The organism is Duganella radicis (genome assembly GCF_009720825.1).
Lineage (GTDB): Bacteria > Pseudomonadota > Gammaproteobacteria > Burkholderiales > Burkholderiaceae_D > Rugamonas > Rugamonas radicis.
In genome coordinates this window covers 150,717-162,155 of record NZ_WNKY01000012.1, presented here as the reverse complement: position 1 = coordinate 162,155, position 11,439 = coordinate 150,717, and the positions used below count along the sequence as shown (strand labels likewise).

The following is an 11,439-nucleotide window of genomic DNA, read 5'->3' as shown; positions in this document are numbered from 1 at the left end:
CCAAGCGGCTACATGCAGCTCTACAATACAAAACGCCCGATGAAGTTCATCGGGCGTCTTTGCTGGAGCTTAATTAACGGGTAACGAAAAAGGCGGTTACCCGTCAACTTATTCCAGGACTAGTCACTGCTTTTCATTTTCAATTCAGAAATGCGATGTAAGCTGATTGGCAATGAAAAATTCCTATCTTCACTTCCGCATCCGGCTGGCGCGGCACGCGCTGCTGCAATTTGCCCGCAGCCTCCAGAGTTCGCTTGAATATATTTTGCTGGGCTTCGGCACGGTGCTGGTGGGATTGCTGGCGGTGATCGCGCTGCCTGGCATGTTTGCCGCCACCCAGCCGTGGCCTGAGGCACTGGGCTTGTTTGGCGGCCAAACCTTGCTGGTCAGCGCACCGGTGTGGCTGCTGCGCAAGCGCTTGCTGCCATCCGATGTGCTGGCGTGGAGCAGGCCCTTGCCCATTGCGGCGCGCAGCCGTTGGGGCGCGGATGCCGTCGTCGCCGGCATGATCGTCGGGCCGCTGAGCGCGGCTTATGCTGTCTCCGCCGCGATCTGGCTGCACCAGTGGCCGGACTGGTTGCGTCCCGTCGACGTGCAAGCCGTGGCGCTGACCGTGGCCTCGCTGCTGCTGGCCTGGCTGCTCTCGACGCTGACGCTGGCCCACCGCAGCCGCACACCCGCAGCCCGCAAGCCGGCCCGCGCCCGCCCCGCCGCCACCGCCTATGCGCCCTCCGCCACGGCGCGCCGCATCGCCGCCACGACGCCCGGCCGCGGCCTTCTCGCGCTGGCTTACTATTGGCGGCAGCTGTTCTGGCTGCCGTTCTGGCGTTCCGAGAACGTCGTCGGTGTGCAGCAAACGCTGCTGCTGGCCGGGGCGCTGGCCAGCATCGCTGTCTGGCTGTGGCATCCGCCGCTGGTGCCGCCGGCGCTGTGGGGCGCCTGCGCCGCCCTGTTCACCATGCTGCTGACCGACCGCGGCGACAAGGCCGTGACTGAACAGATCGCCCTGCTGCGCCCGGTCTCCGCGCAATGGCCGCTGCGCGCCGAACACCTGTACCGCCTCGCCATCGGCTTCACCCTGCTGCCCGGCCTGTGCGTGCTCGGCTGGTTCGCCCTGCTGACGCTGGGCCGCGCCTCCGCCGGCTACAGCCACACCGTCGCCACCGTCTGGCTGTGCTTCGCCGCCACCGCCCAAGTCGCCGTGGTGGCCCTGCGCCGCCTGAGCGTGCGCGGCCGCGTCGGCCTGGTGATCGGCGCCATCGTCATCCTGACCGCCATTGGAAGCGAATTATGGAACTAAGAATCGAACAACTCACCTTCGAATACGCCAGCCACCCGCTGTTCAAGCAATTCAACCTCACGCTGGGCAACGGCATCACCTGGCTGCGCGGTGAAAACGGCGCCGGCAAGACCACCCTGCTGAAACTGGCCGGCGGCGCGCTCAGTCCGCACAGCGGCAAGATCTGGCTGGACGACATCGAAATCCACGCCCAGCCGCTGACCTACCGCCTGCACTGCTACTACTGCGGCGGCGACACGCCCCAACTGCCCTGGCTGACCGTGCGCGAAGTGCTGGACATGCACATCGCCCTGTACGCCGGCGCCGATGCCGAGCGCCTCAACGCCGAACTGGCCGCCTTCCACTTGCTGCCGACGCTGGACCAGCCAGTCACCACGCTCTCGCTCGGCCAGCACAAGAAAATGCAGCTGGCGCTGGCCCTGTCGCTGCCGGTCGGCCTGCTGCTGATCGACGAGCCCTTCAACGGGCTCGACGCCGACGCGGTAGCCTACCTGCGCCAGCAACTGTCGGCGCCGGAGCGGCTGGCGCGCCAGTGCATCCTGCTGACCAGCCACGTCGAGCCGGCCTTGCCGCTGCTAAGCACCGTGCAACTGTGATTTCTTAACAACAAACATGCAGCGGCGGGGCAAAACCGGCGACAATAACAGGCACTGTCCCTGTTTCCGTCCCTGGAGTTCCCTTGATTTTCGGTTTTCTCAAATCGCCCGAGCTGTCGCCGCGCCTGCTGCGCCTGAAAGATTCGGCCCTGTTCTCGTCGCTGACCCCGCTCGAACTGAAAATCGTCGACGGCCTGATGCACGAACGCCGCTACCTGACCGACGAAATCATCTTTGACGAAGGCGAGGAAGGCCAGGCCCTGTACCTGGTGATGTCGGGCCGCGTCATCATCAGCCGCCAGCTGGGCGCGGGACGCGAAGTGGTGGCCGAACTGTCGGCCGGTTCCTTCTTCGGCGACCTGGCGCTGCTGGACAATTCGCCGCGCAACGCGCAGACGCGCGCGCTGGAAAACTGCGAACTGGCGGTGTTCTTCCGCGCCGACTTCATGGGCCTGATGGAAACCGACCCCGTGATCGGCTACAAAATCTCGCTGGCCCTGGCGCGCCACATCGGCCGCCGCCTGCGCGACTGGATGACCGGCAAGCCGCAGATCGAGGCCCTATGAACCTGCTGCCCTCCCAACAGCGCGGCGGGCCGGTGGTGTGGAGCGGCATCATCGCCGCCACCTGCGTGCTGCTGTTCCTGCTCCAGCAGATGCTGTTCCTGGCCATCCCCTTCCTGCTGGGCATCGTGCTGTACTACATCCTGCAACCGCCGGCGCAGCGGCTGGTGCGCATGGGCTTCAGCCAGAACGGCGCCACGCTGCTGGTAGGCGCCGTGTTCGTGCTGATCGTCACGCTGGCGGTGGTGGCGGCCGTGTTCTGGAAAACCTCGCCCACCACCTCGTGGCAGGACATGCTGGGCATCTACCTGGCGGGCGGGCTGGAGTTCGTGCGTCACACGCTGGTGGCGCTGGAGGAACAGTTCCCCATCCTGCATCAGGTGCAGCTGGCCGACACCATCAATCAGCGCATGACCGAATACACCGGCGACTTCCTGCAATCGCACCTGACCGACATTCTGGTGTCGGTGGTGGAGTGGCTGCCGTCGCTGCTGCTGGCGCCATTCCTGACCTTCTTCTTTTTGCGCGACGGCCTGCGCTTCAAAAAATTCCTGGCGCGCGCCGTGCCGAACGCCTTCTTTGAACGCACCCTGTGCCTGCTGCACGAAGTCGACCAGACCGCGCACCGCTACTTCCAGGGCCTGATCCGCCTGACCATGCTCGACACCGTGGTGCTGGCGTTTGGCCTGTGGGCGATCGGCGTGTCCTCGCCGCTGGTGCTGGGCTTGATTTCGGCGGTGCTGGCGTGGGTGCCGTATGTGGGCTCCATAGTCGGCTGCGTGCTGGTGGTGATGGTGGCCTCGACCGATGCGCCGGCCGATCCCTCGGTGGCCTATCTGGCCATCGGCGTGTTCATCATGGTGCGCCTGCTGGACGACTTCGTCTTCATGCCATTGACCCTGGGCCGCAGCCTGCACATCCATCCGCTGATCACCGTGCTGATGATCTTCATCGGCGGCTCGGTGGCCGGCGTGGCGGGCCTGATGCTGGTGCTGCCGCTGCTGGGCGTGGTGATGGTCGTCGGCGAAACGCTGGGCCGCCTGATCACCGACCCGCGCCTGCGCGCGCGCCACCGCAACGCCATGGAACTACGCGCCAGGCAAGCCAGCTACGACCTGACGTCCTGGGAATAACTCAAGAGGGAGCGCAATGACAAGTGGAAGCCTGATCGGCATCGCCGCCATACTGATCGTTTTCGCAGGCCCCTTATCACTTGCCTTGGCGGGGCGGTCGCCAGCATCTGGCGCATCACCTGCCTCGGCCCGGATCAAGCCGTGGGAACTGACGCTGATGTCGGTGCTGATGTATGCGGTGGCTTTCAATCTCACGTTTTTCATCCAGGAGCTGTTTCTGGTATTGCCCAAGGCCTTTACGCCGGGGTTGCGGCCGACGCTGTTTCACAACAATCACAGCTGGGAGGGCGCCAACCCACTGGCCAGCCTGTTCCAGGGAAGCGGCGCGCTGGCAACCTTGCTGAGCGGTGGCCTTTGCGCGATGTTGCTCGGAAGAGGCGTTGGCCGGTCCGCGGCGCAACGCCTGTTTTTATTCTGGATGGCTTACAGCGGCGTGTTCATGGCGCTGCCTCAGATCGTGATTGGCGCCCTCAGCGACCAAAGCGATATCGGCATGGCGATGGCCTATTTCGGTCTCGGCACGACCAGCAAAACGCTCGCTGCCCAGGCCGCGCTGGCGCTCATTCCGCTGGCTGCCGCCCGGCTCGGTCGCCTGCTGCTTGACCAGTGCGGCGGCCCGGCCCTGGCCGCGAGCGCGACAGAACGGCAACGTTTTGTGTTCGGGTCGGCCACCTTGCCGGCATTGTTGGCGTTGCCGCTCATCGTCTTGTTCCGCATACCGCGTGAGTGGATCGAAGTGCTGCTGGTGCCGGTGGTGGTCAGCGTGGTCGGCGTGGTGTGGATCCAGGCTGGCGCCTGGCGCTCCTCCGGCAAGGCCGTCGGCAAGCGTGCCGTGGTTGGATCCCTCGCAGCGCCGCTGGTCGCGGTCCTGAGCTTGCTTCTCGTATTCCAGCTCTTGCTGAGGCCGGGAATACGCTTCTACTGAAGAACCCGCATCGGCTGCGGCGTCATGGGAAGGTCAAGTCCATGCCCAGCATCCTGACCAAGGCGAAGGTGACCAGTCCGAGGCCCAGCAACGATAGCACGAAGATCGCGGCCACCTGGCCGCTCGCGCGCAGCACCGCCCGCTGCGGCTTGCCCTTCTTCCCCTGGTCGTAATGCCACTTGACGGCATAGAACATGCCCGTGACCAGCACAAGCGCCTTGAACGCAACGAAGATTACCGGTATCCATTCGATCATTTTGAGTGCTTCCAGATTATTCCTTGATGCATACTACTTAAAAACAATTTCCATACATTGAGACAAAATGTCCCAGTTGAAATCCATACAAGGCTGGTCGCCGCGATTGGCCATGCAAGGCGGGCCGCGTTTCTTGCAGATCGCGGACGCCTTGCAGGCGGCGGTGGCGGACGGCTCGCTGAAACCGGGCGACCGCCTGCCGCCGCAGCGCCAGCTGGCGGCACAGCTGGACGTCGATCTGACAACGGTCACGCGCGCCTACGACGAAGCCCGGCGCCGCAACTTGCTGGAAGGGCGCGGTGCGCGAGGCACTTATGTCGCGGCGCCCAAAGTTGAATTGAACGCCATCCTTGATCTGAGCATGAATACCCCGCCACCGCCGGATGGCGTGGACTTCGACGACATGTTGAAACAAGGCCTGTCGCAAGTACTGATGAGGGCAGACAATGCATCGCTGATGACTTACCACCTGGCGGGCGGAAGCGATGCCGACCGCCAGGCCGGCGCCCTATGGCTGGCGCCGATGCTGGGGCAGCTGGAGGCATCGCAGGTACTGGTCTGCCCGGGCGCGCAGGCGGCAATCGCCGCCTTAATCCTGGCGCTGACGGAGCCTGGCGATGTCATCCTGGCAGAGCCAATGACCTATCCCGGCTTGCGTGCCGCCGCCACCCAATTCGGCCGGCGCCTGGTTGCGGTGGAAGCGGACCAGCACGGCATGATTCCCGAGATGCTTGCGCAAGCCTGCCGCCAGCACCAGCCCGGACTGGTCTACCTCAATCCGACCTTGCAGAACCCGACCGCCATCACCATGCCGGAAAGCCGGCGCAAGGAACTCGCCAGCATCGCCAGGCACTGCCAGGTACGCATCGTCGAGGACGATCCCTACTGGCTGCTGGCCGACGCCCCGCCGCCAACTATCGCCAGCCTGGCACCGGAACAGGTGATCTACCTCGCCACCCTGTCGAAATGCCTGACGCCCGGCTTGCGGGTGGCCTTCGTGCTGATCCGCGACCCGCAGGAACGCGAACGCTTCCTGGCCGCGCTCAGATCATTCGCGCTGATGGCGGCGCCGCTGTCGGCCGCGCTGGCCACGCAGTGGATACTGGACGGTTCGGCGAGCAGCTTGATGGCAGGCGTGCGCAAGGAGGCCCGGCTGCGCCACCGCATGGCCCGGGATATTCTGGCGGGCCGCTACAGCGGCGCCGGAGACGGCCTGCATGTATGGCTGGAGTTGCCGGCGTATTGGAAGTCCGCCCAGCTCGCACACGCGGCCGGCAGCGAAGGCATCGCCGTGACGCCGGCCGAAGCCTTCGCAACCGGCAGCGCCGCCATGAATGCCATCCGCATCTCCCTGGGCAGCATCCAGGACCGTGGCCGCTTGCAGGCGGGTCTGCAACGGCTATCCCATCTGCTTGCACAGCGGCCAGAATAACAAAGCCCCGGGGCTGTTTCCAGCGCCGGGGCTTTGATGACGGGAGGCGAGCTTAAGCGGTCAGCGCTTGCTTGGCGGCCGATTCGTCGACGGTTTCTTCATCGTCCGAGCGGATCAGGTGGTCGAAGGCGGACAGGGCCGCTTTCGCACCTTCGCCGGTGGCGATGATGATTTGCTTGTACGGCACCGTGGTGACGTCGCCGGCGGCAAACACGCCTGGCACCGAGGTCTGGCCACGGGCGTCGACTTCGATCTCGCCGTGACGCGACAGGGCCACCGTGCCTTTCAGCCACTCGGTGTTTGGCACCAGGCCGATCTGCACGAACACGCCTTCCAGCTCGACCTGGTGCGACACATTGGTGTTGCGGTCGGTGTAGCTCAGGCCGGTCACTTTCTTGCCGTCGCCGTGGATCTCGGTGGTTTGGGCCGAGGTGATCACGGTGACGTTCGGCAGGCTGCGCAGCTTGCGTTGCAGCACGGCGTCAGCGCGCAGTTCGGCGCCGAATTCGATCAGGGTCACGTGCTTGACCAGGCCGGCCAGGTCGATCGCCGCTTCCACGCCGGAGTTACCGCCGCCGATCACCGACACGCGCTTGCCCTTGAACAGCGGACCGTCGCAGTGCGGGCAGTAGGCCACGCCGTGGTTGCGGTATTCCTTCTCGCCCGGCACGTTGATCTCGCGCCAGCGGGCGCCGGTCGCCAGAATCACCGACTTGGCTTTCAGCACGGCGCCGGAGGCGGTCTGCACTTCCACCACTTTACCAAGCGGCACCAGCTTGCTGGCGCGCTGGGTGTTCATGATGTCGACTTCGTATTCCTTGACGTGCTGTTCCAGCGCGACAGCGAATTTCGGGCCTTCGGTCTCTTTCACCGAAATGAAGTTCTCGATCGCCAGGGTGTCCAGCACCTGGCCGCCGAAACGCTCGGCCAGCACGCCGGTGCGGATGCCTTTGCGGGCGGCGTAGATGGCGGCCGCCGCGCCGGCGGGACCGCCGCCGACCACCAGCACATCGAACACGTCTTTCTTGCTGATCTCCGCTGCCTGGCGCACGCCGGCGTTGGTGTCCAGCTTGGCGAGGATTTCCTCGACCGAGGTGCGGCCCTGGCCGAAGTGCTCACCGTTCAGGAACATCATCGGCACCGCCAGGATCTGGCGCTCTTCCACTTCCCTGGCGAACAGGCCGCCGTCGATGGTGGTGACTTTGATGCGCGGGTTAATCACCGACATGGCATTCAGCGCCTGCACCACGTCCGGGCAGTTATGGCAGGTCAGCGACATGAAGGTTTCGAACGCGTAATCGCCTTCCAGATTGCGGATCTGTTCGATAACGGCTTGGTCAAATTTGATGGTGTGGCCGCCGACTTGCAGCAGCGCCAGCACCAGCGAGGTGAATTCGTGGCCCATTGGAATGGCGGCGAAACGCACGCCAATCTCGGTGCCTGCACGGTTGATGCTGAACGACGGGGTACGCACGCCAGCTTCGGTGCGCTCCACCAGCGAGATCTTGTCGCTCAACTCGCTGATTTCGAGGAGCAGTTCTTTCATCTCACGGGCTTTGGCGCTGTCATCGAGAGAAACGACCAGCTCAAGTGGCTGAACCACTTTCTCCAGGTAGGCTTTCAACTGGGTTTTGAGGGTAGCGTCCAACATGATTTTCTTCCTTTTCACAAATATTTAGGCGTATGCCGGGCCGGACGCCCGGTCCGGCATCGCGGTAACTACTTGTTTGCTGCTTTGTTGCTCAAGCTAAGCCGAACTTAGATCTTGCCAACCAGGTCCAGCGATGGGGTCAGGGTGGCTGCACCCTCGGTCCATTTGGCTGGGCAGACTTGGCCTGGGTGCTCTGCAACGTACTTGGCGGCTTTTACTTTGCGCAGCAGTTCGGTGGCGTCGCGGCCGATGCCGTTGTCGTGCACTTCCAGCACTTTGATGAAGCCTTCCGGATTGATCACGAAGGTGCCGCGCAGGGCCAGGCCTTCTTCTTCGATCATCACCTGGAAGTTACGCGACAGGGTGCCGGTTGGGTCGCCGATCAGCGGGTAGTTCACTTTCTTGATGGCGTCCGAGGTGTCGTGCCATGCTTTGTGCGCGAAGTGGGTGTCGGTCGACACGCCGTACACTTCCACGCCCAGCTTGGCGAATTCAGGTTGTTGCTCGGCCAGGTCTTCCAGTTCGGTTGGGCACACGAAGGTGAAGTCGGCTGGGTAGAACATCAGAACGGACCACTTGCCTTTCAGGGACTCGTCGCTCACGTCGATGAATTTACCTGCGTGGTATGCGGTGGCCTTGAATGGTTTGATTTGGGTATTGATCAGGGACATTGTGGTTTCCTCGTTGGGTTGTGAATCATTGAGACGCCAGTTTAAGGGCTTTTACCCTATTTGCAAAATTGATTGTTCCAATAGTTTCAATTGGATTTGACTATCGATGCTGCAAACGGGATAGCATTATCTCGCAGGAAAGCATCGAACTGGGCGGCGGGCATGGGTTTGGCGAACAGGTAGCCCTGGCCGTAGTCGCAGCCGGCGGCGGCCAGCAAGTCGCGCTGTTCCGGCGTTTCCACCCCTTCGGCGATGACTTTCAGGTCCAGCTTGTGCGCCATGACGATGATGGCTTCCGACAGCGCCATGTCGCTGGAGTCGGGCGCCAGGTTGCGGGTGAAGGAGCGGTCGATTTTCAGGTAGTCGATGTCGAATTTTTTCAGGTAGGACAGCGAGGAATAGCCGGTGCCGAAGTCGTCCAGCGCCACCTGGATGCCGGCGTCGCGCAGTTGCAGCAGGCGGTTACTGACCGAATTGCTGGCGTCCAGCAGCAAGCCTTCAGTGATTTCCACCACCAGCGACTGGCCCGGCAACGCCAGCGATTGCAGGTGCGCCAGCCAGCATTCATAGGACAGGCCCTCGCGCTGGAATTCCAGCGGCGACTGGTTCAAGCTGACCTGGAAGTCCGGATGCACCTCCTGCCGCCAGCGCCGCACCCAGCGCGCCGATTCGCGGAACACCCAGGCGCCGATCTCGACGATCAGGCCGCTGGACTCGGCCAGCGGAATGAATTCCATCGGGCTCACCACGCCGCGCTGCGGATGGTTCCAGCGGATCAGCGCCTCGGCCTTGTGGATGGCGCCGCTGTCCAGATGCACGATGGGCTGGAAGTACAGCTCGAACTGCTCGCCCTTGAGCGCGTTGCGCAAGTCGTTGGTCAGGCGCATGCGGCTGAGCGCCGCCACCTGCAAGGTCGGGGTGAAATAACTGTAGCGGTTGCGGCCGGCGCCCTTGGCCGCGTACATGGCCTGGTCGGCGTGCTTGAGCAGGTTGTCGACGTCCAGCGCATCGTCCGGGTACAGGGTGATGCCGATGCTGGCCGACACGAAGGCCTGCTCCGCCCCCAGCTCGAACGGCTGCAACAGCCGGGTCAGGATGTCCTGGGCGATGCGCTCGACACGCTCGGTGCTCTCCAGCTCGCACAAAATCACGGTGAACTCGTCGCCGCCCAGCCGCGCCACCGTGTCCGACTTGCGCACGCAGGCGCTGATGCGGCGCGCCGCGTCCACCAGCAACACGTCGCCCTGCTGGTGGCCCAGCGTGTCGTTGACTTCCTTGAAGTGGTCGAGATCGATGAACAGCAGGGCGATGCGCGAGCGGTCGCGCTGGCTCTTGAGCATGTCGTGCGCCAGCCGGTCGAGGAACATGCGGCGGTTGGGCAGATGGGTCAGGGTGTCGAAATTGGCCTGCTGCCAGATCAGCGCCTCGCTCTGCTTCTTGGCGGTGACATCCTCGATCATGCACAAATGATGCGGATGGTTGCCGGCCTCGGCATCGATGGCGTTGACCGAGACCTCGATCCAGGCCACGCTGCCATCCGGCTTGAACAGCCGGCTGAGCGCCTTGAAGCTGCTGATCTGCCGTGTGGTCAGCAAGGCCATTTGCGCCCTGATCGGCACCACATCGTCCGGATGGCCGACCTCCAGCCAGCGGATGGCGCGCAATTCCTGCTGGGTGCGGCCCAGAATCTCCTGGTAGCGCGCATTGATATCGCTGTACTCGTAGGTCACCGAATCGATCAGGGCGATGCCCACCGGCGCCGCCTCGAACATGGTGCGGAAGCGCTGCTCGCCCTGACGGATGGCTTCCAGCGCGCGCTTGCGCTCGCGCGCCAGCAGACTGAAATGGATGGCCGCCCCCAGCACCAGCACCAGCGCGGCCGCGCCCAGCACACGGTACAGCCACAGGCGGTTGCCGCGGCTGTTGTCGACGCGGTACATGAAACCGTCGAAGCTGGCGCGCTTGGGCAGCATCCCCAAGCTGGCGTAGACGTCGGCGATATGTTGCCAGCGGTCCGGATTCATGTAGCCGATCTCCACCAGCACCGGCTGCACCAGCGGCACCATTTGCCGCGCCTCGTACAGCAGATGCTGGCGGTCGGCGCGGCGCGTATATTTGTTGAGGATGAGATCGGCCGCTTCCTCGTGGTGGCTCATGGCCCATTGCCAGCCGCGCATGCTGGCGGCACGGAAGGCTCGCACCCGCTCAGGATGGTTGGCAATCTCCTGCTCGCTGGTGAACAGGTTGTCGCCATAGAAATCGATGCCGACCGCGCGCGGGCTGTAGATATCGTAGGGGAAGCCCAGCCGGTCGAAGGTGTCCGGCTCGTTGGTGGTGTAGATCGCCATCGCGTCGACCTTGCCGCTGATCAGGTCTTGCGGGTTGAAGCTGTGGTCCACGCGCTGGAAGCTGCTGGCCGGCACGCCTTCCTTGGCCAGGTAGGCCAGCAATTCATCGGCGTTGCTGAGGCGGTCGGTCGACAGGCCGATCATGGCGCGCTTGCCGATCAGGCGGCGGATGTCCGGATCGCCGCCGGTCTGGCCCATCGCCAGCGCATACGGCGAATGCTGAAAGATCACCGCCAGCACCACCACCGGCTTGCCGGCTAGCCGCGCCAGCAGCAGGCTGCTGCTGCCGGTGGCGTATTGCGCCTTGCCGGCCACCACGTCGCGCTCGGGCGCATCGCCGTCCTGTCCCTCCAGGATGCGCACATCCAGCCCGGCTTCCTTGTAATAACCCAGCTCCTGCGCCGCATAGTAGCCGGCAAACTGGAACTGGTGCCCGTACTTGAGCTGCAAGGTGACTTTTTCCAGCGCCATGGCGGGGCCCGCGGCCAACCACAAGGCAGCGGCGGCGCACAAGCTGGCAAGGAGGAAGGAGCGGGAGCGCATGGCTCTAGTGTAACGTAAGCC

10 protein-coding genes are annotated in these 11,439 nt (G+C 63.9%); 6 read left to right on the top strand and 4 right to left on the bottom strand.

The annotated features are described in order from the left end of the window. The first annotated feature begins 172 nt into the window (after positions 1-172). The 5 genes from GM676_RS13680 to GM676_RS13660 all read left to right on the top strand — a co-directional run bounded on the left by GM676_RS13680 (position 173) and on the right by GM676_RS13660 (position 4,517). Positions 173-1,300, top strand: coding sequence for a hypothetical protein (locus GM676_RS13680; RefSeq protein WP_155464153.1), 1,128 nt, complete (start codon positions 173-175; stop codon positions 1,298-1,300). Further along, the gene (locus GM676_RS13675) at positions 1,291-1,896 is read left to right on the top strand and encodes an ABC transporter ATP-binding protein (RefSeq protein ID WP_155464152.1); all 606 of its coding nucleotides are present in this window, start codon (positions 1,291-1,293) and stop codon (positions 1,894-1,896) included. Before GM676_RS13680 ends, GM676_RS13675 begins: the two co-directional genes overlap by 10 nt. A gap of 83 nt (positions 1,897-1,979) precedes the next feature. Then, on the top strand, positions 1,980-2,462 hold the full coding sequence (locus tag GM676_RS13670) for a cyclic nucleotide-binding domain-containing protein (protein ID WP_155464151.1): 483 nt from the start codon (positions 1,980-1,982) through the stop codon (positions 2,460-2,462). After that, a complete protein-coding gene (locus GM676_RS13665; RefSeq protein WP_155464150.1) occupies positions 2,459-3,592 on the top strand; it encodes an AI-2E family transporter in 1,134 nt (377 codons plus the stop codon). The genes GM676_RS13670 and GM676_RS13665 overlap by 4 nt, the downstream gene beginning before the upstream one ends. Positions 3,593-3,608: 16 nt before the next feature. Then, positions 3,609-4,517 carry a hypothetical protein gene (locus GM676_RS13660; RefSeq protein ID WP_155464149.1) on the top strand — a complete coding sequence of 303 codons (909 nt, stop codon included), beginning with the start codon at positions 3,609-3,611 and terminating at the stop codon, positions 4,515-4,517. Positions 4,518-4,539: 22 nt separating this feature from the next. Here GM676_RS13660 and GM676_RS13655 read toward each other — a convergent pair whose 3' ends face one another. Next, positions 4,540-4,773, bottom strand: coding sequence for a hypothetical protein (locus GM676_RS13655; RefSeq protein ID WP_155464148.1), 234 nt, complete (start codon positions 4,771-4,773; stop codon positions 4,540-4,542). 67 nt (positions 4,774-4,840) lie between these two features. Here GM676_RS13655 and GM676_RS13650 point away from each other — a divergent pair, with 67 nt between their 5' ends. Then, complete coding sequence (locus GM676_RS13650) at positions 4,841-6,205, top strand: aminotransferase-like domain-containing protein (RefSeq protein ID WP_155464147.1); 1,365 nt, start codon at positions 4,841-4,843, stop codon at positions 6,203-6,205. 52 nt (positions 6,206-6,257) lie between these two features. Here GM676_RS13650 and ahpF read toward each other — a convergent pair whose 3' ends face one another. From ahpF to GM676_RS13635, 3 genes are all read right to left on the bottom strand, one after another. Further along, on the bottom strand, positions 6,258-7,856 hold the full coding sequence (gene ahpF, locus GM676_RS13645) for an alkyl hydroperoxide reductase subunit F (protein ID WP_155464146.1): 1,599 nt from the start codon (positions 7,854-7,856) through the stop codon (positions 6,258-6,260). Between the two features lie 107 nt (positions 7,857-7,963). Continuing rightward, positions 7,964-8,527, bottom strand: a complete 564-nt coding sequence (gene ahpC / locus GM676_RS13640) for an alkyl hydroperoxide reductase subunit C (RefSeq protein WP_155464145.1) — start codon at positions 8,525-8,527, stop codon at positions 7,964-7,966. Positions 8,528-8,613: 86 nt separating this feature from the next. Continuing rightward, positions 8,614-11,418 carry an EAL domain-containing protein gene (locus GM676_RS13635; RefSeq protein ID WP_155464144.1) on the bottom strand — a complete coding sequence of 935 codons (2,805 nt, stop codon included), beginning with the start codon at positions 11,416-11,418 and terminating at the stop codon, positions 8,614-8,616. Between the last annotated feature and the right edge of the window lie 21 nt (positions 11,419-11,439).

Bases quoted from the DNA above. Each gene is read 5' to 3' on its own strand.
- GM676_RS13680 (WP_155464153.1), top strand. From the start codon at position 173: ATGAAAAATTCCTATCTTCACTTCCGCATCCGGCTGGCGCGGCACGCG.
- GM676_RS13675 (WP_155464152.1), top strand. From the start codon at position 1,291: ATGGAACTAAGAATCGAACAACTCACCTTCGAATACGCCAGCCACCCG.
- GM676_RS13665 (WP_155464150.1), top strand. From the start codon at position 2,459: ATGAACCTGCTGCCCTCCCAACAGCGCGGCGGGCCGGTGGTGTGGAGC.
- GM676_RS13660 (WP_155464149.1), top strand. From the start codon at position 3,609: ATGACAAGTGGAAGCCTGATCGGCATCGCCGCCATACTGATCGTTTTC.
- GM676_RS13655 (WP_155464148.1), bottom strand. From the start codon at position 4,773: ATGATCGAATGGATACCGGTAATCTTCGTTGCGTTCAAGGCGCTTGTG.
- GM676_RS13650 (WP_155464147.1), top strand. From the start codon at position 4,841: ATGTCCCAGTTGAAATCCATACAAGGCTGGTCGCCGCGATTGGCCATG.
- ahpF (WP_155464146.1), bottom strand. From the start codon at position 7,856: ATGTTGGACGCTACCCTCAAAACCCAGTTGAAAGCCTACCTGGAGAAA.
- ahpC (WP_155464145.1), bottom strand. From the start codon at position 8,527: ATGTCCCTGATCAATACCCAAATCAAACCATTCAAGGCCACCGCATAC.
- GM676_RS13635 (WP_155464144.1), bottom strand. From the start codon at position 11,418: ATGCGCTCCCGCTCCTTCCTCCTTGCCAGCTTGTGCGCCGCCGCTGCC.